Origin of the sequence: Streptomyces sp. NBC_01176 (assembly GCF_045039825.1) — a bacterium.
Classification (GTDB): Bacteria; Actinomycetota; Actinomycetes; order Streptomycetales; family Streptomycetaceae; genus Streptomyces.
Genome location: NZ_CP108600.1, coordinates 8,055,041 through 8,075,472, shown reverse-complemented (window position 1 = coordinate 8,075,472; position 20,432 = coordinate 8,055,041). Strand labels below are relative to the sequence as shown.

At 72.5% G+C, this 20,432-nt stretch carries 22 protein-coding genes; 8 read left to right on the top strand and 14 right to left on the bottom strand.

Features of this window, described 5'->3' with window-relative positions; genetic code table 11:
• Positions 1-11: 11 nt before the first annotated feature.
• Entirely contained in the window at positions 12-518 is a 507-nt protein-coding gene (locus OG199_RS35140; RefSeq protein WP_405832852.1) for a MarR family winged helix-turn-helix transcriptional regulator, read from the top strand.
• Between the two features lie 192 nt (positions 519-710).
• On the opposite strand, the gene OG199_RS35135 is transcribed toward OG199_RS35140, so the two are convergent.
• The 6 genes from OG199_RS35135 to OG199_RS35110 all read right to left on the bottom strand — a co-directional run bounded on the left by OG199_RS35135 (position 711) and on the right by OG199_RS35110 (position 5,263).
• A complete protein-coding gene (locus OG199_RS35135) occupies positions 711-1,409 on the bottom strand; it encodes an alpha/beta hydrolase (RefSeq protein WP_405832850.1) in 699 nt (232 codons plus the stop codon).
• A gap of 307 nt (positions 1,410-1,716) precedes the next feature.
• Entirely contained in the window at positions 1,717-2,766 is a 1,050-nt protein-coding gene (locus OG199_RS35130) for a hypothetical protein (protein WP_405832849.1), read from the bottom strand.
• 160 nt (positions 2,767-2,926) lie between these two features.
• Positions 2,927-3,367, bottom strand: coding sequence for an OsmC family protein (locus tag OG199_RS35125; RefSeq protein ID WP_266697145.1), 441 nt, complete (start codon positions 3,365-3,367; stop codon positions 2,927-2,929).
• Between the two features lie 107 nt (positions 3,368-3,474).
• Positions 3,475-3,912: a hypothetical protein gene (locus OG199_RS35120; RefSeq protein ID WP_356799314.1), complete on the bottom strand. Its 438-nt coding sequence runs from the start codon at positions 3,910-3,912 to the stop codon at positions 3,475-3,477.
• A gap of 79 nt (positions 3,913-3,991) precedes the next feature.
• Positions 3,992-4,429 carry an SHOCT domain-containing protein gene (locus OG199_RS35115; RefSeq protein WP_356799316.1) on the bottom strand — a complete coding sequence of 146 codons (438 nt, stop codon included), beginning with the start codon at positions 4,427-4,429 and terminating at the stop codon, positions 3,992-3,994.
• Positions 4,430-4,600: 171 nt separating this feature from the next.
• Complete coding sequence (locus OG199_RS35110; protein WP_405832847.1) at positions 4,601-5,263, bottom strand: HdeD family acid-resistance protein; 663 nt, start codon at positions 5,261-5,263, stop codon at positions 4,601-4,603.
• A gap of 199 nt (positions 5,264-5,462) precedes the next feature.
• On the opposite strand from OG199_RS35110, the gene OG199_RS35105 reads away from it, so the two are divergent.
• Positions 5,463-6,152, top strand: a complete 690-nt coding sequence (locus OG199_RS35105) for a potassium channel family protein (protein ID WP_405832845.1) — start codon at positions 5,463-5,465, stop codon at positions 6,150-6,152.
• Positions 6,153-6,269: 117 nt separating this feature from the next.
• Here the strand turns inward: OG199_RS35105 and OG199_RS35100 are convergent, their stop codons facing one another.
• Positions 6,270-6,467 carry a hypothetical protein gene (locus tag OG199_RS35100; protein ID WP_356799322.1) on the bottom strand — a complete coding sequence of 66 codons (198 nt, stop codon included), beginning with the start codon at positions 6,465-6,467 and terminating at the stop codon, positions 6,270-6,272.
• 172 nt (positions 6,468-6,639) lie between these two features.
• Positions 6,640-9,363, bottom strand: coding sequence for a LuxR C-terminal-related transcriptional regulator (locus OG199_RS35095; protein WP_405832843.1), 2,724 nt, complete (start codon positions 9,361-9,363; stop codon positions 6,640-6,642).
• A gap of 407 nt (positions 9,364-9,770) precedes the next feature.
• On the opposite strand from OG199_RS35095, the gene OG199_RS35090 reads away from it, so the two are divergent.
• Positions 9,771-10,124, top strand: a complete 354-nt coding sequence (locus tag OG199_RS35090; protein WP_266697152.1) for a DUF779 domain-containing protein — start codon at positions 9,771-9,773, stop codon at positions 10,122-10,124.
• Between the two features lie 163 nt (positions 10,125-10,287).
• On the opposite strand, the gene OG199_RS35085 is transcribed toward OG199_RS35090, so the two are convergent.
• The 6 genes from OG199_RS35085 to OG199_RS35060 form a co-directional block, all read right to left on the bottom strand.
• A complete protein-coding gene (locus tag OG199_RS35085; RefSeq protein ID WP_148008049.1) occupies positions 10,288-10,482 on the bottom strand; it encodes a hypothetical protein in 195 nt (64 codons plus the stop codon).
• Positions 10,483-10,585: 103 nt separating this feature from the next.
• Positions 10,586-11,473, bottom strand: a complete 888-nt coding sequence (locus tag OG199_RS35080) for a phosphatidylinositol-specific phospholipase C/glycerophosphodiester phosphodiesterase family protein (protein ID WP_356799327.1) — start codon at positions 11,471-11,473, stop codon at positions 10,586-10,588.
• A 175-nt stretch (positions 11,474-11,648) separates the two neighbouring features.
• Complete coding sequence (locus OG199_RS35075) at positions 11,649-12,752, bottom strand: acyl-CoA dehydrogenase family protein (RefSeq protein WP_405832840.1); 1,104 nt, start codon at positions 12,750-12,752, stop codon at positions 11,649-11,651.
• The gene (locus OG199_RS35070; RefSeq protein WP_356799331.1) at positions 12,749-13,957 is read right to left on the bottom strand and encodes an acyl-CoA dehydrogenase family protein; all 1,209 of its coding nucleotides are present in this window, start codon (positions 13,955-13,957) and stop codon (positions 12,749-12,751) included. Before OG199_RS35070 ends, OG199_RS35075 begins: the two co-directional genes overlap by 4 nt.
• Positions 13,954-14,931, bottom strand: a complete 978-nt coding sequence (locus OG199_RS35065; protein ID WP_405832838.1) for an NADPH:quinone oxidoreductase family protein — start codon at positions 14,929-14,931, stop codon at positions 13,954-13,956. Before OG199_RS35065 ends, OG199_RS35070 begins: the two co-directional genes overlap by 4 nt.
• Before the next feature lie 109 nt (positions 14,932-15,040).
• Positions 15,041-15,613: a helix-turn-helix domain-containing protein gene (locus OG199_RS35060; RefSeq protein WP_405832835.1), complete on the bottom strand. Its 573-nt coding sequence runs from the start codon at positions 15,611-15,613 to the stop codon at positions 15,041-15,043.
• 77 nt (positions 15,614-15,690) lie between these two features.
• Here OG199_RS35060 and OG199_RS35055 point away from each other — a divergent pair, with 77 nt between their 5' ends.
• The 5 genes from OG199_RS35055 (at position 15,691) to OG199_RS35035 (ending at position 20,403) form a co-directional block, all read left to right on the top strand.
• Entirely contained in the window at positions 15,691-16,626 is a 936-nt protein-coding gene (locus OG199_RS35055; RefSeq protein WP_405832834.1) for an NAD(P)/FAD-dependent oxidoreductase, read from the top strand.
• Between the two features lie 43 nt (positions 16,627-16,669).
• Positions 16,670-18,208: an ATP-dependent DNA ligase gene (locus OG199_RS35050; protein ID WP_405832832.1), complete on the top strand. Its 1,539-nt coding sequence runs from the start codon at positions 16,670-16,672 to the stop codon at positions 18,206-18,208.
• A complete protein-coding gene (locus OG199_RS35045) occupies positions 18,205-18,669 on the top strand; it encodes an NUDIX domain-containing protein (protein ID WP_405832830.1) in 465 nt (154 codons plus the stop codon). The genes OG199_RS35050 and OG199_RS35045 overlap by 4 nt, the downstream gene beginning before the upstream one ends.
• A gap of 74 nt (positions 18,670-18,743) precedes the next feature.
• Positions 18,744-20,138 carry an NADP-dependent succinic semialdehyde dehydrogenase gene (locus tag OG199_RS35040; RefSeq protein ID WP_405832829.1) on the top strand — a complete coding sequence of 465 codons (1,395 nt, stop codon included), beginning with the start codon at positions 18,744-18,746 and terminating at the stop codon, positions 20,136-20,138.
• 25 nt (positions 20,139-20,163) lie between these two features.
• Positions 20,164-20,403, top strand: coding sequence for a DUF6213 family protein (locus OG199_RS35035; protein WP_356806629.1), 240 nt, complete (start codon positions 20,164-20,166; stop codon positions 20,401-20,403).
• Positions 20,404-20,432 lie beyond the last annotated feature (29 nt).

Below are 20,432 nucleotides of genomic sequence, written 5' to 3'. Positions count from 1 at the left end.
GGGGATGTGTGGTGAAGGGCAAGAAGCGCCCGGCGGCGACGGCCGACCAGGCGCTCTACGCGATGGACCGGATGATCGCGACCGCGCAGTTCGGCCAGCAGGACATCGCACGGCGGCTCGGCCTCAACGTCACCGACCTCACCTGCCTGGGCTTCATCATCGAGGCCTCGACCGCGGGCCGGACGCCGGCTGCGGGCGACCTGGCCGAGCAGGCCCGCCTGACCACCGGAGCGATGACCGGCGTCCTCAACCGGCTGGAGAAGGCCGGTTACATCCGCCGCCAGGCCGACCCCCAGGACCGGCGCCGGGTCCATGTGGTCATGGAGGAATCCGCCCAGGCGCGCATCCTCCAGGTCTACGGCCCCTTCTACGAGCGTCTCGGTGCCCTGTTCGCCGACTACACGCCGGACGAGATCGCCGTACTGGCGGACTGGCTCACCCGCGCCAAGGCCCTGCTCGGCGACTCCTTGGACGAGATCGGCCAGGAACCGTCCTCCTTGCCGCCCGCCGGCCACTGAGCGCCGGACCGCACGGGGGACCACCCGCCACGGGAGCCGCCTGGCGGCACCGTCACCGAGCCGGACGCCCACGGCCCGGTGGGCTCGCGCGATCGACTGCGGCACCGACCCCCGTCGAGCACCACCGCGCGACGGCCACCCGCCACGACCACCTCGCCGTCCGCCGCGAAGCGACGGTCCTCGTCGAAGCGGTCAACGAGTGGTTGCGGCCCCTTCGTCCCGTCCGCGTGAGGTGTCGGCGGCGAGCAGTTCCCGCAGCAGTTCGACGACGAGATCGGGCTGCCCTACGAACGGGGAGTGGCCTGTCCGCCACTCGCGCACGTCGGTGCAGCGCGAGGCCATCCTCCGTTGCAGGTCAGGGTCGATGGCCCGGTCCTGTGCGCAGACGACGTAGGTGGAGGGGGTGCGCTTCCAGCTGTGGCGCTCCGGAACTCCTCGGCCGCAGCCAGGGGCTTGGGCACGCAGGAGGCCGACCGCCCGGGTGGCGAGAGGGTCGGGACAGTCGCCATAGAGGGTGGCGGCAGCACGTCCGGGGTGGAGGCTGGTCGAGCCTTCGGGTCCAGGGGTGATCGCGTCCTGGAGTTGAGGGGACGCCCCGCCCAGACCGGCCGCGCTCTCGCCGACGTCCGGCACGAAGGCCGCCAGGTAGACCAGGTGCCCCGCTCCGCGGACCCCGGTGATCACCGACCCGCCGTAGGAGTGACCGAGCACGATCGCAGGCTCCGGCAGTGCGTCGACGGCGGACTGGACCGCGGCCGTGTCAGCGGGCAACGAGCCCCGGTGGAGCCCGGGAACGACTACCTCGACTTCCGCGGTCCGCAAGCGCTCCGCCACGACGGCGAAGTGCTCGGGACGGTGATACAGGCCGTGAACGAGCACCACAGCGGCCAATTCGCCCCTCCTCAGGTCAAAGCCAGGCCGGAGTCAGGCCCGAGTCAGGCCAGTGATCCTAGAAGCCGTTGTCGTCGTTCCGTCGTGTCTGCGGGGATGAACACGTAGGTCGCCGATGGCTTCGGTCGTGGGTTTGCCGGAAGTGTGCGAGACGGTCGCGCGGGTTCGGGTCGGAGAGCTCCGCGAGATGGAGAAGGCGGAGTGGGTGCCCGCCGAGTCGCGGGAGGCCGAGGCGATGCTGGAGCGACGGCCATCCCGCGCGGGGAGTTGATCGCGCCGCCCGTTCGATCCCCAAGGTCCTTGATCGCTACGGCGACGGTCTACGGGGAGTCCGACCGGCGAGGGCCGCGCTGACGGCCCTGAGGGTCGGCCGGTACTTCACGGTGCCGGCCAGACGGCTGAGCTCGGCGTAGGCATCCTCGTCGCCGAGCTGGGTCAGGGCGTGCACGGCGGCGCCGGCCGTCCTGGGTGATCGCCAGCCGATGCCGGGGAGGCGTATCAGAGCGGCTTCCACCAGTTGCCCCAAGGCGGCCGCGGACTGCGGATGAGCCGGGGTGAGGGCCAGGAGCGCCGCGAGACCCTGCAGCGCACGCGCGTTGAACGGGTCGAGCTCGAATTCGGCGGTACCGGTGCGGTGGTGGGAGTTCACCGGCGTGGTTCGGGGCTCACCCGCCGGGGCGAGCCAGGAAGTCATCGCCCCGCGGGCACGATCAGGTCCCACGTTCGCCAACAGTCCGTGTCCGAGGCGTTGCCACTTGCCGGTGGGGCGGGATCCAGTGGCGGTCAGTGCATGGGCGACCAACGCATGCCACGCGGGTGCGGCCCCGGTCAGATCCGTGATCACTCGCTCGGCCCACGGTTCGCCGGGGTTCAGCACAGGCTCCAGGATCGTCGACGCGAGGGGACGCAATCCACCGGGCGTCTCGGAGGTCAACGCGGTCCTGCGGACGGTGGCGACCACCGGATCGGGCAGTGTTCGCCCCGCCGCCTGTTCCACCTCGACCAGGCAGGTCAGTCGCCAGCCCTCCCACAGCGTCATCTCTCCGGCCGCCTCGGCCATCAGAGGCTCGCGCCACGCGGCCAGTTGCTCGGCCGACAGTCCGTGTGCCAGCAGGACGATCAGCGACGCGAGACCCCGGCACCGACCCGGGTCGTGCACGGCCGTCTCCTCCAGCCCATCGGTCATCCGTCGCAGCAGCAGGACCCGGGTGGAGGTGGGCATCGCGCGCAGCGGACCGATCAGTTGGCCGCCCTCGAAATCCCGGTCGCCGTCGATGTCGGCGCACAGGTGATGGAGGCTCCGATCCAGGCCGGTCACATCACCGGCGTCCGCGAGCTGCTGGACCCTCGCGGTCAACGCCGCCTCTTCGTTCTCCCCCAACACCGGCTGCCCCTCCGCAGAACGCACCTCGTCTCGACTGCCCACGAAAATAGACGAGGCCACTGACAACACGGCCTGGGCGCGGCACGGACCGTCGTCGCCGTGATCGACCATCCGTGCGCTCGGCACGACGTGGTCAGACGTCCGCGACCGTCGCGGTGACCGGGGTGCCGATCTCGACCGTGCGACTGACCGTGCAGAGCCGCTCGTGGGAGGACGTGACCGCCCTGGGGAGAATCGCTCGGGCGCGGTCGCCCGGCCCGCCGTCGGGGAAGCGGACGGTGAAGGTGACGGCGAGGTCGGTCATCCGGTTGCCGAGCCCGTCACTGATCTTGTCGCCCGTCACGGTGACGGTGAACTCGGTGGGCTCCGCGTGGCGGGCGGTGGCGACGTCGACGTCGGCCGCGGTGCACCCCCCGATCGCGGCGAGCAGCAACTCGACCGGGGTGAAGCCGGTGCCGCCCTCGGGGTCGGAACTGGTGCCGAAGCTGATCGTCCCGCCGCGCACGTTCGTCGCGGTGAAGTGGCCGGTACGGGTCCGCTCGATGCTGACGGAACGCAGGCTGTTGTCGGTCATGCCGTCGACATTAGTGTCGGCGTCGCCGATTCCCGCCATCGCACGCGGCCTTGACGGATTCGTCGGCCGCTGCGGGACAAGCTGGTCACCGACATCGGCTCCGTCCTTCAGCCGTCCCGCGGTAGGTCGTAGGACGTCTCGGGCCGTGCCACGCACAGCGCCCAGATGATCAGCGCGGAGAAGGCCATCATCACGACCGACCAGACCGGGTAGTACGGCAGGGACAGGAAGTTGGCGACGATGATGAGGCCCGCGATGACCACGCCGAGGACACGGGCCCAGAACGCCGCCTGGAACAGTCCGAGACTGACGACCACGGCGACCGCCCCCAGGACGAGGTGGATCCAGCCCCAGCCGGTGAGGTCGAACCGGAAGACGTAGCTCGGGGTCGAGACGAAGACGTCGTCGTCGGCGATCGCCATGACGCCCCGGAAGAGGTCGAGCAGTCCGGCGATCATGAGCATCACGCCCGCGAAGACCGTCAGGCCACCGGCCCATTGCTGCCTCGTCGAGCGGGTGTGTCCGTGCCCGTGTGTCGTGGCCATCGTGCTCCCTCGTCTCCTGTCGCCGGGGCGTCCGGTGTCGTTCGATGGATGCGGCGCCTGCGTCGGTGTCCCGTCCGCCTCATCGGTCCGACGGGCCGTGACCGCTCAGGACCAGCTCCTTCGCCCTGCGGAACTCCTCGTCCGTGATGTCCCCGCGGGCGCGGATCTCGGACAGCCTGGCGAGTTCGTCGACGCTGCCGGACCGGGGTGCGCCGGCCGCCGTCTCCCGGATGTAGGAGTCGAAGGCCTCCTGCTGCGCGCGTGCCTGCTTCATCTCCCGCTTGCCCATGTTCCGGCCGCGGGCGACGACGTAGACGAGGACGCCCAGGAAGGGCAGCACGATGACGAACACCAGCCAGCCCGCCTTGGCCCAGCCGCCCAGGGTGTCGTCGCGGAAGATGTCCACGATGACGCGGAAGAGCAGGATGAACCACATGACCCACAGGAAGAACCAGAGCATCGTCCAGAAGATGCTCAGCAGCGGATAGTCGTACGCGAGGTACATCGGCTCGCTCATGTCTCTCTCTCCCGGGGCCGTGCCCGGCAGTCGTTGCCGTCCCCAGCATGCGCGCGGCCCGGACCGGGCGGCCTCACCCGAGGCGGGTGAGCGGGGGCGCCGCGGGCGCGGCCACCGTCGGGCACCGGACCGGGGACCGGTGACGTACGGACCGGTGCGCGACGCCCGTGCTCACAACGGCGCTGCGATGCCGCCCTGGTGCGCGGCGACCGCCCTGCGCAGTGCGGCCCTCCAGGCGAACGCGACGCCGAGTTCGACCAGACCGAGCAGCACGAGCCACAGGCCCAGCAGCCGGGTCAGCGCACGGGCCGACTCGGTGGGCAGCGCCAGCACCACGACGCCCGCGACGACGCCGAGCGCGGCGGCGGTGAGGACGACGCCGCGGTGCGGCAGATCGCGGGTGGCGAGGGCCGTGTAGGCGGTCAGCATGCCGGACACCAGCCAGACGACCCCGACGATCAGGGAGAGCGCGGCGATGGTCTGCATCGGGTTCCGCAGACAGAGCACGCCGGCCAGGACGAACAGCAGGGCGAGCAGCAGCCCGGGGAGCCGTTCGCCCTGCTCGCGCCGGGAGAAGGCCGCGACGAACCGGAAGGCGCCGATCACGAGCAGATACAGACCGAGGAGAACCGCCAGGACGTGCAGGCTCTCGTTCGGCCAGACCAGCACCAGTACGCCCGGCACCAGTGTCGCGACCGCCGAACCCAGGATCCAGGCCCACGAGCCGCCCAGTGCCGCCAGCAGCTCCGCGGGGTCGCCCGCCGGAGTGGGGGCCGGTCCGTCGGGCCGGTGTTCCGGTCCGGTGGGCGGCGCCGAACCACGCGGTACGGTCATGGCTCCTCCTCGCACGATCGAGCAGGTCACCGCCGCACCGCCGGCAGGCAGGCGCGGGAACCTCACCCGCCAGCGTGCCCCGCGCAGGCGTCCGCCGGATCACCCGCGGCGGGTGATCCCTTCCGGCCGCCGGGGCGATGAGGTGGGGGCTGACGGGCCGCCCGACCGGCTCCCGGCGAACCGAACGAAGAGACACGCGATGAGCGATCCAGCGGCTGCCCGGGGCGACCGCACCCGGCCGCGGAAGGGCCCGTACCGGCGTGGCCCGTACCGGCGGGGCCGACCGAGGTCCCACACCCGGTGGACGACGATCGTCGTGGTGGGCCGGGCCTTTCTGATCGCGGCCGGACTCGTCACCGCCTACTACGTGCTGCCCCTGGACAGGTACAGCGCCCGCGGCACCTCGGTGCTGCTGTTGGCCGGCCTGCTGGCGGTGGTCCTGGTCTTCGTGTGGGAGGTGCGGACCATCGTCCGCTCGCCCCACCCCCGCCTGAAGGCCGTCGAGGCCCTGGCCGCCACGTTGGTGTTGTTTCTGGTGCTTTTCGCGAGCGCCTACTACCTGCTGGACCGCTCCGCCCCGGGTTCGTTCACCGAGCCGCTGTCCAGGACGGACGCCCTGTACTTCACGCTGACCACGTTCAGCACCGTCGGTTTCGGCGACATCGCCGCCCGCTCCGAGACGGGGCGGGTGATGACGATGCTCCAGATGTCCGGAGGGCTGGTCCTGGTGGGTTTCGCCGCGCGCGTGCTGGCGAGCGCGGTCCAGGCGGGGCTGCAGCGCAGGGGGCCCGTCGAGCCGGAGACCGGGGCGGACGGCGGGGATGCCGGGGACCCCAGGGACTCCGAGGCGCAGCCGGGGCCGGAGACGGAGACGGACCCGGGAACGTAGGCGATTCACCGAGCGGGCGGCCGGACACGAGCGCCCATGCGGCGGCCAGGGTCGGGGCACCGGGCACCGGGCACCGGGCACCGGGCCGGCACGGAGGGTCACAGCCGCCGACCGCGTTCACTCCGGCAGCTGGCGCATCTCCACGACGCGCAGTCCCAGCGACTGGCAGCGCGCCAGCAGACCGTACAGATGGGCCTCGTCGAGGACGGGCCCGAACAGGACGGTCTGACCGGACATCACCACGTGCTCCATGTCCGGGAAGGCCTGGGCCAGCGTTTCCGACATGTGTCCGTCGACACGGATCTCGTAGCGCATCAGTTGCTCTCCCGCGGGCGGCCCGGGGCGGACGGACGACGCCCTACCGGTGATCCTCCGCCCCGGCGCGCCGCGCGCCCTCACCCTCGGCAGGTGACCCGGCGCCCCGCCCACCGTCCACCGGTGTCATCGCATCGACCTCGCACCCGCGTCGCACCGCCCTCGCCGCGGGTCACAGCAGTCGCAGCTCGCGCGCGCGGCGCACCGCTTCGTTGCGCCGGTTCACCGCGAGCTTCCGGTAGACGCTCTTGAGGTGGGTCTTCACCGTGTTCACGGACACGTAGAGGTCGGCCGCGATCTCCTCCGTGGACATCATCTCGGCCAGCCGCCGGAGAACGTCGAGTTCGCGTCCGCTCAGCTCCTCCACGACGAGCGCCGGAGGCAGGGACGGAAGCCGGGACGGTTCGCCGCCGCGGGTCGGTCCGTCCTGGAGCCAGCCCGCGGCCAGTGCCTGGAGCGGCGCCTCGGCCAGCGGTCGCCCGATCCAGGGGCCGGCGTCGAGAAAGGGACGCCGCAGCCGCTCGCGGCGGGCCTCGGCGAGCGCCTGGGCGACGAGCCCGCGGACGGTGACGAGGTCCCCCGCTTCTTCGGCGGCCTGCGCCCGTACCAGCGTGGCCCGCACGGTCAGTGCGGGACCTGCCCGGCCCGGCCGTCCCTCCAGGTCGAGACGGTCGAGCATGCCGATCGCCTCGCCGCGGTGGCCCGCCGCGAGCCGGACGCGCGCGGCCAGCACCGCACAGGCCGTCTGGTCGTCCGGTACCCGGCGCAGCGCCTCGGCGGCACTCTCCGTACGGCCCGCGGCCAGGTGGACGGCGGCGGCGACCAGCGCCGCGTGTCCCTCCGCCCAGGGGGAGACCACGGCGGCGGGGACCGCCGCGGACGCTGTCGCGAGCGCGGCCCCCGCCCTGCCGCGGGCCAGCAGCAGACCGGCGGCCGCGATGGACCGGCCCGCCGCCGTCACCGGGTCCCGCGGTGTGCGCACGGCGTCCGCCGTCTCGTCGAGGAGGGCCTGGGCGCGGTCCAACTCGTCGCGGTCGACGGCCACGGCCGCCAGTACCAGCTGTCCGAGGCCGGAGCCGGACGAGCGGTGCGGACCGGCGCGCTCCGTACCGTTCGTCGCCGCCAGGGCCTTGCTCTCCGCCCGGCCGAGCCATCCGTCCAGGTAGTCCATGAGGGCCAGGTGCGCCAGGGACTCCTGCTGGGGCAGCCCGGCCGAGGCCCCGCCGGGCGAGCCGGCCACCGTGGACAGGGCGGCGCGCGCGTCCTCGAGGCGTCCTGCCCACAGGAGCGCCGAACCCAGATGCGTCAGGAGCAGGGCGGAGAGCTCGGGATGCCGCTCCAGGAGGTGGGCGGGGACCGTCTGCCACAACTCCTCGGCGGCCGCGGCCGCGGTCTCCGCGTCCTCGGGGGAGCCGGCCAGCCGGGCCGCCAGCGTCTCCAGCAGGGCGCAGCTGAGCCGGGCCGGCCCGAGGGCGGACCCGTTCCGGGACGGACCCTCCCGCGCCAGGCCCTCCGGTGCCAGACCCTGCCGGGCGTGACGCAGGTGGACCAGGCCTCGGTCGAGGTCGTGGTGGGAGAGGTCGTGGGCCGCGCGGACGAGGTCCGTCGCGGGGCTCGCGGCCTCGGGCTCCATACGGGAGAACAGCTCGGTCAGGTCGTCGGTGCGCAGGCCGGTGAAGAGGTGTCCGATGGCCAGGTCGTCGACCAGGGCGCCGGCGGTGAACTCCCAGTCGCCCGCCGCGGCGCCGTGCGCGAGTGTCTCCGGGAGGGATCCGGACCGTCGCAGCCAGCGCGCGGCGCGCCGGTGGAGTTCGGGCTCGAGTCCGGGAGAGCGGACCCCGAGGTGGGCGCGGAGGATCTCGCCGAACAGCGGGTGGAGGCGGTACCAGGAATGTCCGAGGCTCTCGACGAACGCGTTCTCGCGGTGCAGTCCGGCCAGGATCGGTTCGGCGTCGGTCCGCTCCGTGAGCGCGTTCGCCAGTTCCGGGCAGAAGCGCTCCAGGACGCTGACGCGCAGCAGGAGGTCCTGGGTGTCGGCCGTGCGCCGCTTCAGCACTTCGGCCAGGAGGTAGTCGGCGACCGTGCTCTGCCCTGCCTCGAACTCCTTCAGGTACGTCTCCGGATCCGGGGTCTCGCGCGCGGCCAGGGCGCACAGGCGCAGGCCGGCCGCCCATCCCCGGGTGCGGTCCACGAGCGCGCGTACCCCTGCGGCGGGCAGGCGCAGACCGTGCGCGGCCAGGAGGGCGGACGCCTCCTCGGGGGTGAAGGCCAGCTCCGCGTCCCGGATCTCCGTCAGGCCCCCGGCCGCGCGGTAGCGGTGCAGCGGCAGCAGCGGTTCCGTTCGTGTGACGAGGATCAGGCGCAGGCCCGGCCCGGCGTGGTGGAGCACGAACTCCAGTTGCTCGGCGATCTCGGGCGCGGTCACCCGGTCGTACTCGTCGAGCACGAGGATCGCGGGCCGGTCGCGGCCGCTGAGTTCGGCGGCCAGGCGGGCCGGCAGTTCGTGGTCGACCCAGTTCGCGTCCGCGGGGCGGCGGAGATCGCGGGGCACCGGTACTCCGGAGGCGTCCAGGGCCTGGAGGAGGTACGCCCAGAACATCCCGGGGCCCTGTCCCGTCGTGTCGGTGGTGAGCCAGGTGACCGGCTGTCCCAGGCCGGCGGCCCAGTCGGCGACCAGCAGGGTCTTGCCGGCCCCGGCCGCTCCGTTGACCATCGTCAGTGGTGTCAGGAGAGCCTCGTCGAGGTGCTCGGTCAGCCGGTCCCGGCGCAGGAAGGTGGCGGGTCTGGTGGGCAGGGCGAACCGCGTGCGCAGAAAGGGATCCCCCAGGGGATCGGCATGCGCCGGGGCCGGACCCGTACCGTTCTCGTCGAGGGCAGCCACGGTGCTCACCACCACTTTCCGTCAGGTCATGGGCGGCGTTCCTTCCCTCACGATCCCAGCTTTCGGGCAGGTGCGCGGATCGGGCGTGGCCCGGCGGCCCCTTCGTGAGCCCCGCTCGAGGACCCTTCCTGAAGCCCATGGCGCCTTCGTGAGACCGGCCCGACGGCCTTTTCGCGGGGCCGAGCAGAGCCGAGCGTTCCGAGCGGGGCCGAGCGTCCCGAGCGGGGCCGACCGGTTCCGAGCGAGGCCGACCCGCCGGTCCCCTCACGGGGCCGCACGCCCCGTCCGTGATCCGTGATCCGTGCAACCCTCTCGCAACCTGCCGGATGGTCAGGTGAACGGTGGCCTGCCCCGCTCTCCGCATCACCGGGCCACCAGCTCCCGCCCCCACCCCGCTCGTCCCCGACCGACGGAGAACCCCGATGGACGTCGTCCCGCGCGTAGCACTCACTCCGGCGGCCGCCGACCTGGTGCGGCGGTTGCGGGCGGTCCACGGCCCGCTGATGTTCCACCAGTCCGGCGGCTGCTGCGACGGCAGTGCGCCCATGTGCTATCCGGCCGGTGAGTTCCGCACCGGCGGCTCCGACGTCCTGCTCGCGGAGCTGGAGGTGGAGGGGGTCGACGAACCGGTGACGTTCTGGATGTCGAAGAGCCAGTACGAGCTGTGGAGTCACACGCGGCTCACCGTCGACGTCGTCCCGGGCCGGGGCAGCGGCTTCTCGCTGGAAGCCCCCGAAGGAGTGCGCTTCCTGATTCGTTCCCGCGTCGTCGGCTGACGGTCACCGCCCCGGGTATCCCCACCCCTCCGATGAACTCCCCCTGAAAGCAGGGTCACGGCATGGAGCGCGCCGGCCGGTGCCGTCCCGGCGGGGGCGGCGTCGGCCGGCGGAGCTCGGGCCACCTGTCCGACCGCATCGGCGTCCTGTCACGAACCTGAGGTCAGGGATGCAGACTGCTCACGATGTCCGCCGTGGCCGTGAGCCCGTTCTGGATCGTCGGCGCCATGCTGCTGCCCGACAGGAAGAAGCCGAGCAGGACGCACACCACCGCGTGCGAGGGCTTCAGCGCGCCGTTGCGCAGGAACACCACCGCGAGGATCAGCAGCAGTACCACCACAGAGATGGAAATGGCCATCGTCAACCTCCTCCGCCACGTCGACACCGCGGCTTTCGGCGGCAAGTGTCGCGTAGCGGAGGGTTCGTCCGGGCGGCTGACGTGTCCTCCGAACGTGTGATGTCTAGGCCCGCTCGTGTGCCTGTTCGCGTGTCCGTTCGTGCGTGTCGAGGAACGTCTCGAGTCCGGCGAGGTCGTCGGTGTTGAAGTAGTCGACGTCGGCGGCCAGCAGCTCGCGCCACAGCGCGTCCCGGGCCGGGCCCGCGAGGTCGGGTGTGGCCCAGAACCGCACCTTCTGCCGGCGCGCGTGCGCGGCCGCGATGATCTCGCGCAGCTTCGCGCGCTCCGCCGCGGGGAACGGGCCGTCCCCGAGCCAGGTGAAGTTGAGTGTCCAGTTGTCGCTGATGAGCGGCACGAAGGACGCGGTCGCCGCGCTGCCGAGGTCGGTGAGCCGGCCGTCGTAGAAGGCGCGTCGCAGGCTCTGCGCCTCCATGGGGGTGCGGGCGGCCCGGTCGCCGGAGATGACGGCCGTGACGGGACCGGGGTGCACCCGGCCGTGCGCGTAGGTCGTGAACAGGTGCGGGTAGCGGCGCAGATGACGGTCGAGTTCGAGGTACGTCGAGGCGCCCTCGGTCTTGATGTCGATCAGGAGCTGCAACGGCCTGCGGTAACCCCGGTACACGGAGCCGTGGTTGGCCCTGACCCGGGAGACGAGCGGGTCGAGGTAGAGCGCTTCGAGGGTGCGGGTCGGGTCGAGATCGACGGGATCGTGGGCGACGAGGAGTTGGTTGCCGACGAGGTAGATGTCGGCCTCGACGCTCCCGAAGCGGTGGGCGAGGGCGTCGAACAGGGGGCGCGGGTGGTCGTAGTCGTTGTGGGCGTGGGCGCGCCACAGCGGGCGCCCGCCGTGTCCCCGCTCGTCGGCTCGCGCGTGCACGGCGGGCAGTGCGACGGCGCCCGCGAGGGCGGCGCCGAGGGTGGTGAGGGCTCTGCGACGGGTGGTGTGGGCCATGCTCTGCCTCCCTGGAAGTCCCGTACCGGATACCGGCGAGTATGAGGCGCGCGACAGCCAAGGAGCGGTGACGTGTGGGGAGTTGGCCGGACTGCCGTCATGGGTTCACTTCGTCGCGGCGGCGCACACCGTAAAGCCCGCCCCAGGTGGGACGGGCTTCACGTGGGCCGGGCGGTCAGGGTGCCTGGAGGTCGACCAGTCGTGCCAGCGCCGCGCGGTGCGCGCCCGCCGTGCCGTACGCGATCGAGTCCGCCTTCGCGCGCTTCAGGTACAGGTGGACCGGGTGCTCCCAGGTCATGCCGATGCCACCGTGCAGTTGGAGTGCCTCCTCGGCGGCGTGGACGGCGACCGGGGCGGCGTACGCCTGGGCGACGGCGACCGCCACGTCGGTGTCCGCGCTGCCTGCCGCGAGCGCGTCGGCGGCGTGGCGGGCGGCGGCACGTGTGTTGACGACCTCCAGCCACAGCTGCGCGAGCCGGTGCTTGAGCGCCTGGAAGCCGCCGACGGGCCGGTTGAACTGCTTGCGTTCCTTCAGGTGGCGGACCGCCTCCGTCAGGCACCAGTCGGCGAGGCCGAGTTGCTCGGAGGCGAGCAGTCCGGCGCCGGCCCGCAGGCCCCGTCGTACGGCGGGACCGGCGTCGCCCAGCCGGCGGCCCCGCACCCCGTCGAGGGCGACCGTGGCGAGCGGCCGGGTGAGGTCGAGCGAGATCTGCGGTGTGACCGTCACGGCGCTCCCGTCCACCGCGTACAGACCGCCGTCCGCCGCCGGGACCAGCAGCACGTCGGCCACCGTCGCGTCCGCGATCCCCGTCAACTCGCCGTACAGCAGGCCGTCTTCGTCACGTACGGTCCGGTGGGTACCGTCCGGTGCCGCGGACAGGGCGACGGCGAGCGCGCCGACGGTCCGCCCGGACGCCAGCTCCGTGAGCAGCGCGGCGGCGTCCTCCCCCGTGCAGGCCAGCAGCGCCTCCGTCGCCACGACAGCGCTGGTGAGATAGGGCACGGGAGCAACGGCCCGGCCCAACTCCTCCAGAACCACGGCGACTTCACGGTGGGTTGCGCCCTGCCCGCCCTGGGCCTCGGGCACCAGCAGACCCGCGAGCCCCATCCCGTCCGAGAGCGCCTTCCACAGCGCGGGGTCGTAGGGCGTGTCCGACTCCGTGCGGGCGATGACACGGGTGGCGTCGCAGTGGTCGGCGAGGAGGTCGCGCACGGCGGCGCGCAGGGCCTCCTCCTCTTCCGAGTACAGCAGATCGGGTTGTGTGCCCTGCGTTGTCATCGGGCGAGGTCCTTCCACGCGACGTCCTTGTCGGTGCGCGGCTCGGACGGCAGTCCCAGCACGCGTTCGGCGACGATGTTCAGCAGGACCTCGCTGGTCCCGCCCTCGATGCTGTTGCCCTTGGAGCGGAGGTAGCGGTAGCCCGCGTCACGGCCGGTGAAGTCGACCAGTTCGGGACGGCGCATCGTCCAGTCCTCGTACAACAGGCCTTCCTCGCCGAGGAGTTCGACCTCCAGACCGCTGATCTCCTGGTTGAGCCGGGCGAAGCCGAGCTTCAGGCCGGAGCCCTCGGGGCCGGGCTGGCCCGCGACGAGCTGCTGGCGCAGCCGCTCGCCGGTGAGCCGGCCCACCTCGGCCTCGACCCAGAGCTTCAGCAGCCGCTGGTGCAGGTCGTGGGTGCGCAGTTCGGGCCGCTCGCGCCAGGTCTTCGCGACCGGGCCGATCATGCCGCCCTCGCGCGGGATGCGCATGCCGCCGATGGACACGCGCTCGTTCATGAGCGTGGTCTGCGCGACCCGCCAGCCGTCGCCGACCTCACCGAGGCGGTGACTGTCGGGGATGCGGACGCCGGTGAGGAAGACCTCGTTGAACTCGGCCTCGCCGGTGATCTGGCGCAGCGGCCGTACCTCGACGCCCGGGTCGGTCATGTCGCAGACGAAGTAGGTGATGCCGCGGTGCTTGGGGACGTCCGGGTCGGTGCGGGCGATGAGGATGGCCCAGCGGGCCAGATGGGCGCTGGACGTCCAGACCTTCTGGCCGTTCACCACCCACTCGTCGCCCTCCCTGACCGCACGCGTTCCGAGCGCGGCCAGGTCCGATCCGGCGCCGGGCTCGCTGAAGAGCTGGCACCAGACCTCCTCACCGACCCACAGGGGCCGCAGGAAGCGCTCCTTCTGTTCCTCCGTGCCGAAACCGAGGATCGTCGGCGCGGCCATGCCGAGGCCGATACCGATGCGGCGGGGGTCGTTGTCGGGTGCGCCCGCGGCCTCCAGCTCGGTGTCCACGACGGCCTGGAGGGTGCGCGGGGCGCCGAGGCCGCCGAGGCCCTCGGGGTAGTGCACCCAGGCGAGTCCGGCGTCGAAGCGGGCCTCCAGGAAGGCGGTCCGTCCGGTCTCCAGGGGCGGGTGCGCGGCCAGCAACTCGCGTGTGCGGCGGCGCAGTTCGGTGGCGTCGGGCGCACCGCCCCGGTGTGCGGCGTCGGTCATGCCGAGGCTCCGTTCTCGAGTGAGGGCAGCACGGCCACCCGGCCCGTGGTGACGCCGTCGGCGACCCGCTGCACGGCCGCGGCGGCACCGGCCAGCGGCACGCGCTCGCTGACGAGCGGCTTGATCGAACCCCGCGCGGCGAGTTCGGTGAGCTGCTCGTGGCAGCGCTGGATCAGCTTGGGGTTCTTGGTGCCGTACAGGCCCCAGTGCAGCCCGAGGATCGAGTAGTTCTTCACGAGGGCGTGGTTCAGCGCCGGGCTGGGGATGGACCCGCTGGCGAAGCCGACGACGACGATCCGGCCCTCGAAGGCGACGACCTTGGTGGACTGGGTGTAGGCCTCGCCGCCGACGGGGTCGTAGATCACGTCGGCGCCCCGGCCGCCGGTGGCCTCCTTCACGGCGGCGATGACGTCCTGGCCGCGCCGGTCGATGACCACGTCGCAGCCCAGCTCCCGTGCGACGGCGACCTTGTCGGCTCCGCCGACGACACCGATGACGGTGGCGCCGGCCGCCTTGCCGAGCTGTACGGCGGCGCTGCCCACCCCGCCGGCGGCCGCGTGCACGAGCAGGGTCTCGCCCGCTTCCAGGCCGGCCCGCCGGTGCAGACCGAACCATCCCGTCTGGTACCCGATGTGCAGGGCGGCCGCCTCGGCGTCGTCCAGGGCGTCGGGGGCGGGCAGCAGGGCGGCGGCGTCCGCGACGGCGTACTCGGCGAATCCGCCGTACGGCAGTGCGGGGTTCGCGAGCACGCGGCGCCCGTCCTCGGTCTCGCCGCAGATCTCCACGCCGGGTGTGAACGGCAGCGGCGGCCTGACCTGGTAGTGCCCGCGGCACATCAGCGCGTCCGGGAAGTTGATGTTCGCCGCGCGCACCTTGAGCAGGACCTGTCCGTCACCGGGGACCGGCCGCTCCACGTCCTGGAGCCGCATCACCTCGCTCGGTTCGCCGAGCTGGTGCACTTGCCATGCCTGCATGCGGGGCCTCCACGGGACTGCTTCGTCTGACCGGGGTCGATCGCATACTAAGCGGTCGCTTGCCGATCAGGGAACAGTCGCGTCCGTCACGCGCGACAACGGGCCCATGTCACCCGCGGGTCGGCCGGGCCCGTACGTGCATCCGCTCCCCCTGCGGCCCGAACAGGCTCAGGAACTCCACCGGCCCCTCCCCCGTCGACCCGAACCAGTGCGGAACCCGCGTGTCGAACTCGGCGGCCTCTCCGGCCCCGAGCACCACGTCGTGCTCGGCCAGCACGAGCCGCAGCCGCCCCGAGAGCACGTACAGCCACTCGTAGCCCTCGTGGGTACGCGGGTCCGGGTCGAGCCTGCGCTGCGGTTCCAGCACCTTGTAGGCCTGCAGGCCGCCGGGCTGCCGCGTCAGGGGCCAGTGCGTGCGGCCGTTGCGGACGATCGGTTCGGCCCGGACGCGCGGGTCGCCGACCGGTGGCGCGCCGACCAGTTCGTCGAGCGGCACCTGGTGGGCTCCGGCGATCGGCAGCAGCAGCTCCAGACTGGGCCTGCGCAGCCCGGACTCCAGGCGGGAGAGGGTGCTGACGGAGATCCCGGTCGCCTCCGACAGCCCGGCCAGGGTGGCACCGCGCTCCTTCCTGATGCGGCGCAGCCGGGGTCCGACGTCGGCGAGAACTTCGTCCGTGGTCATACGGCTATTGCAGTTTCGGCAAAGCCGTTTGTCAATCCGCGGGCGGACGGGCGACGGTCTGCTCGGAGGTGGTCACCATGACCGACACGTATGAGGCCGTCGTGGTCGGAGGCGGCGCGGCCGGGCTGTCCGCGGCTCTGGTACTGGGACGGGCACGGCGCCGGACGCTCGTCGTCGACGCGGGCGAGCCGCGCAACGCGCCCGCCGCGCACCTGCAGGGCTATCTGACCCGGGACGGTGTGCCGCCCGCCGAGTTCCTCGCCCTGGGGCGCGAGGAGGTCGCGCGCTACGGGGTCGAACAGGTCCGGGACCGGGCCGTCGACGTCATCCGGCACGGCTCCGGCGAGTTCCTGGTGACGCTCGCGTCCGGGCGGACGGCGCACGCGCGGCGGCTGGTCCTCGCCACCGGGCTGGTCGACGAGCTGCCGGCGGTGCGGGGGGTCGCCGAACGCTTCGGGAAGGACGTGCTGCACTGCCCGTACTGCCACGGCTGGGAGGTCCGCGACCGGGCCTTCGGGGTGCTGGCCAGTACGCCGATGGGTGTCCACCAGGCGCTGATGGTCTCCCAGTGGTCGAAGGACGTCACCCTCTTCCTGCACGAGGTCGCCGAGGAGGAGCTGACGCCTGACGACCGGCGCCGCCTCGCCGCCGCCGGGGTCGCCGTGGTGCCGGGCGAGGTCGCCGCGCTCGTCGTCGAGGCGGACCGGCTCACCGGGATCCGGCTCGTGGACGGCTCGGTCCACGGCCGCTCGGTGCTGTTCGTGGCTCCGCGCGCCGTCCCCCGCAACGACCTCTTCGAGCGCCTGGGAGCCGAGCTGCGCGAGACCCCGTTCGGCACGTATCCCGTGGTCGACGAGACCGGGCTGACGACCGTGCCCGGTGTCTGGGCGGCGGGCAACGCGGTCGGTTTCGCCGAACAGGTGGTGAACGCCGCCGGCGCCGGTTACCGGGCGGCCGCCACCCTCAACGGCGAACTGCTCCTCGCCGACCTCGACGCGCCGGAAAGGCACTGAACGCCGGGGTGTGGACCGCCCGTCCGCGTTGCACCATGGCTGCATGCTGCTGAGCCGGCTCGCCCATGTGTCCCAGGAGGTCGCCGCCACCTCGGCGCGGTCCCGGAAGATCGCGCTGCTCGCCGAGCTGTTCCGGGACGCCGACGCGGACGACGTGCCGATCGTGATCCCCTATCTCGCGGGACGGCTCCCGCAGGGGCGGCTCGGTATCGGCTGGAAGCTGCTGAGCCGTCCGGTCCCGGCCGCCGCCGAGGCCACGCTCACCGTGCGGGACGTGGACGCCCGGCTGACGGAGATCGGCGCGGTCACGGGCACCGGCTCGCAGGCCGCGCGCGGACGTCTGATGGACGCGTTGCGGGCCGCGGCCACCGAGAGCGAGCAGCACTTCCTGTTCGGGCTGCTCACCGGCGAGGTACGGCAGGGCGCGCTGGACGCGGTCGCGGTCGAGGGGCTCGCCGGGGCGACCGGCGCGCCCGCCGCCGACGTACGCCGGGCGGTGATGCTGGCCGGGTCGCTGCAGACGGTGGCGCGGGCGCTGCTCGCCGACGGTCCCGGGGCGCTGGACGGGTTCCGGCTCATCGTCGGCCGTCCGGTGCTTCCGATGCTCGCGCACAGCGCCCCGTCCGTCTCCGATGCCGTCGACAAGCTGGGATCGTGTGCCGTCGAGGAGAAGCTCGACGGCATCCGCGTGCAGCTCCACCGCGACGGGGACGACGTACGGATCTACACCCGCACACTCGACGACATCACCGACCGGCTACCTGAACTCACCGCTGTCGCACTGGAGTTGAAGGACCTCCGGTTCATCCTGGACGGCGAGGTCATCGCGCTGGACGAGGACGGGCGACCGCGTTCCTTCCAGGAGACCGCGGGGCGGGTGGGCTCACGTGTGGACGTGGCCACGGCCGCGCGGAGCGTGCCCGTCTCGCCCGTCTTCTTCGACGCCCTCTCCGCGGACGGACAGGACCTGCTGGACCTGCCCTTCGCCGAGCGGCACGCGGAGCTCGCGCGGCTGGTGCCCGAGCCGATGCGGGTGCGGCGCGCGCTCGTCGAGGGCCCCGCGGACCTCGCCGCGGCGGAGGAGTTCCTCGCCGACACCCTGCGACGCGGCCACGAGGGAGTCGTCGTCAAGGCCCTGGACGCCCCCTACAGCGCGGGCCGCCGCGGCGCCTCCTGGCTCAAGGTCAAGCCCGTGCACACCCTCGACCTGGTGGTCCTGGCCGCCGAGTGGGGCCATGGGCGGCGCACCGGAAAGCTCTCCAACCTGCACCTCGGCGCGCGCGCCGAGGACGGGTCGTTCGTGATGCTCGGCAAGACCTTCAAGGGCATGACGGACGCGATGCTGGCCTGGCAGACCGGGCGGCTCCAGGAACTGGCCGTCGGGGACGACGGCCATGTCGTCACCGTACGCCCCGAACTCGTCGTCGAGATCGCGTACGACGGTCTCCAGAGGTCGACCCGGTACCCGGCCGGTGTCACCCTCCGCTTCGCGCGCGTGGTGCGCTATCGCGAGGACAAGACCCCCGCCGAGGCGGACACCGTCGGGACACTGCTCGCCGCACATCCGGAGGTGGCCCCGTGACGGGGAGACGCAGCGCGGGACTGCTGTTGTACCGACGCACCGCGGACGGCCTGGAGGTACTGCTCGGCCATATGGGCGGCCCGTTCTTCGCGCGGCGCGACGCCGGCGCGTGGACCGTGCCCAAGGGCGAGTACGAGCCCGACGAGACCGCCTGGGACGCCGCGCGCCGCGAGTTCCGGGAGGAGCTGGGGCTGCCCCCGCCCGACGGGGAGGCGATCCCGCTCGGCGAGGTCGTGCAGGCGGGCGGCAAGGTCGTCACGGCCTGGGCGATCGAGGCGGACCTCGACCCGGCGACCGTGGTCCCGGGCACCTTCGAGATGGAGTGGCCGCCGAGATCGGGGCGCCGCCAGGAGTTCCCCGAGCTGGACCGGGTGGAGTGGTACGGCCTGGACCGGGCGCGGGCGGTCGTCGTTCCGGCACAGGCGGCGTTTGTGGACCGGCTGGCGGAGCACCAGGACTGAGCAGCCCCCTTCGCGTTGCGCCGCGTCCCGGCGCGCGGGAGGGTCGAGGAACAGCCCGCTTCAGGAGGTCGGCCATGCCCATCGCGACGGTGAACCCGGCGAACGGCGAGACGCTCATGACGTACGACGCGCTCGGCGCCGAGGAGATCGAGCGCAGGCTCGAAAAGGCCGAGACCACGTTCCAGACCTATCGCACCACTTCCTTCGCCGAACGGGCCCGGCTGATGCACCGGGCCGCCGACCTCCTCGACGCGGACCAGGACACCATCGGCCGGGTGATGACCACGGAGATGGGCAAGCCGGTCAAGCAGGCCCGCGCGGAGGCCGCCAAGTGCGCGAAGTCGATGCGCTGGTACGCCGACCACGCGGCCGAACTGCTCGCCGACGAGCTGCCCGCCGACTCCGACGTGAAGGACTCCGGCGCCTCCCGCGTCCTGGTGCGCTACCGCCCGCTGGGCCCGGTACTGGCCGTCATGCCGTGGAACTTCCCGCTCTGGCAGGTGATCCGGTTCGCCGCGCCCGCGCTGATGGCGGGCAACGTCGGCCTGCTCAAGCACGCCTCCAACGTGCCGCAGACCGCCCTCTACTTGGAGGACCTGTTCCGCCGGGCGGGCTTCCCCGAGGGCTGCTTCCAGACGCTGCTGATCGGCTCGGGCGCCGTCGAGGACATCCTCCGCGACCCGCGGGTCAGGGCGGCGACGCTCACCGGGAGCGAGCCGGCCGGGCGCGCCGTGGCATCGGTGGCCGGTGACGAGATCAAGAAGACGGTCCTGGAACTCGGCGGCAGCGACCCGTACGTCGTGATGCCGTCCGCCGACGTCGACCTGGCCGCGCGGACCGCCGTGACCGCCCGGGTGCAGAACAACGGGCAGTCGTGCATCGCCGCCAAGCGGTTCATCGTCCACACGGACGTGTTCGACGCCTTCGCCGAGCGCTTCACGGCGGGCATGGCGGCCCTGAAGGTCGGCGACCCGCTGGACGAGGACACGGACATCGGTCCGCTCTCGAGCGAGCAGGGCCGTCGCGACCTGGAGGAACTCGTCGACGACGCGGTGGAGAACGGGGCGAGTGTCCTGTGCGGCGGCGAACGCCCCGAGGGGTTCGACGAGCACGGCTGGTACTACGCGCCGACCGTCCTCGCCGACATCACTCCCGAGATGCGCGTCCACCAGGAGGAGACCTTCGGTCCCGTCGCCACGCTGTACCGCGCCGCCGACCTGGACGAGGCGGTGGCTCTCGCCAACGACACGCCGTTCGGGCTGAGTTCGAACGTATGGACGCGTGACGAGAGCGAGATCGACCGGTTCGTACGGGATCTGGAGGCGGGTGCCGTGTACGTCAACGGGATGACGGCCTCGCACGCGGCGTTCCCGTTCGGCGGGGTCAAGCGGTCCGGCTACGGTCGTGAGCTGGCGGAGCACGGGATCCGCGAGTTCTGCAACATCACCACCGTATGGCACGGAGCGTGAGCGTTCCGCGGCTACGATCGCCTGTGTGAACCGCGAAGTTACCCTGCCTCTGATCGTCGACGACCGCGGCACGTTGCAGGTGGCGGCCGGCGACGTCAGCAAGCTGCTGCGCACGCTGGGCGGCCGGTGGCTGCATCTGGTGGAGGCCGGCGAGGGCGGGCTCGACGAGGACACGGTGGCGGCGCTGACCATCGAACTCGCCAAGCTCGCCGACCGGATCGATGTGGCGTGCATCGCCCACAGCAGCGGGAACGCCTCCGGCTAGGGTCGGGAGGGGTGGTGGGTGGCAGGGGT

What these genes read in the sequence shown, in the direction of transcription:
- OG199_RS35125 (WP_266697145.1), bottom strand. Translation starts at nt 3,367, where the DNA reads ATGACCGACAACAGCCTGCGTTCCGTCAGCATCGAGCGGACCCGTACC.
- OG199_RS35120 (WP_356799314.1), bottom strand. Translation starts at nt 3,912, where the DNA reads ATGGCCACGACACACGGGCACGGACACACCCGCTCGACGAGGCAGCAA.
- OG199_RS35115 (WP_356799316.1), bottom strand. Translation starts at nt 4,429, where the DNA reads ATGAGCGAGCCGATGTACCTCGCGTACGACTATCCGCTGCTGAGCATC.
- OG199_RS35110 (WP_405832847.1), bottom strand. Translation starts at nt 5,263, where the DNA reads ATGACCGTACCGCGTGGTTCGGCGCCGCCCACCGGACCGGAACACCGG.
- OG199_RS35105 (WP_405832845.1), top strand. Translation starts at nt 5,463, where the DNA reads ATGAGCGATCCAGCGGCTGCCCGGGGCGACCGCACCCGGCCGCGGAAG.
- OG199_RS35100 (WP_356799322.1), bottom strand. Translation starts at nt 6,467, where the DNA reads ATGCGCTACGAGATCCGTGTCGACGGACACATGTCGGAAACGCTGGCC.
- OG199_RS35090 (WP_266697152.1), top strand. Translation starts at nt 9,771, where the DNA reads ATGGACGTCGTCCCGCGCGTAGCACTCACTCCGGCGGCCGCCGACCTG.
- OG199_RS35085 (WP_148008049.1), bottom strand. Translation starts at nt 10,482, where the DNA reads ATGGCCATTTCCATCTCTGTGGTGGTACTGCTGCTGATCCTCGCGGTG.
- OG199_RS35080 (WP_356799327.1), bottom strand. Translation starts at nt 11,473, where the DNA reads ATGGCCCACACCACCCGTCGCAGAGCCCTCACCACCCTCGGCGCCGCC.
- OG199_RS35075 (WP_405832840.1), bottom strand. Translation starts at nt 12,752, where the DNA reads ATGACAACGCAGGGCACACAACCCGATCTGCTGTACTCGGAAGAGGAG.
- OG199_RS35070 (WP_356799331.1), bottom strand. Translation starts at nt 13,957, where the DNA reads ATGACCGACGCCGCACACCGGGGCGGTGCGCCCGACGCCACCGAACTG.
- OG199_RS35065 (WP_405832838.1), bottom strand. Translation starts at nt 14,931, where the DNA reads ATGCAGGCATGGCAAGTGCACCAGCTCGGCGAACCGAGCGAGGTGATG.
- OG199_RS35060 (WP_405832835.1), bottom strand. Translation starts at nt 15,613, where the DNA reads ATGACCACGGACGAAGTTCTCGCCGACGTCGGACCCCGGCTGCGCCGC.
- OG199_RS35055 (WP_405832834.1), top strand. Translation starts at nt 15,691, where the DNA reads ATGACCGACACGTATGAGGCCGTCGTGGTCGGAGGCGGCGCGGCCGGG.
- OG199_RS35050 (WP_405832832.1), top strand. Translation starts at nt 16,670, where the DNA reads ATGCTGCTGAGCCGGCTCGCCCATGTGTCCCAGGAGGTCGCCGCCACC.
- OG199_RS35040 (WP_405832829.1), top strand. Translation starts at nt 18,744, where the DNA reads ATGCCCATCGCGACGGTGAACCCGGCGAACGGCGAGACGCTCATGACG.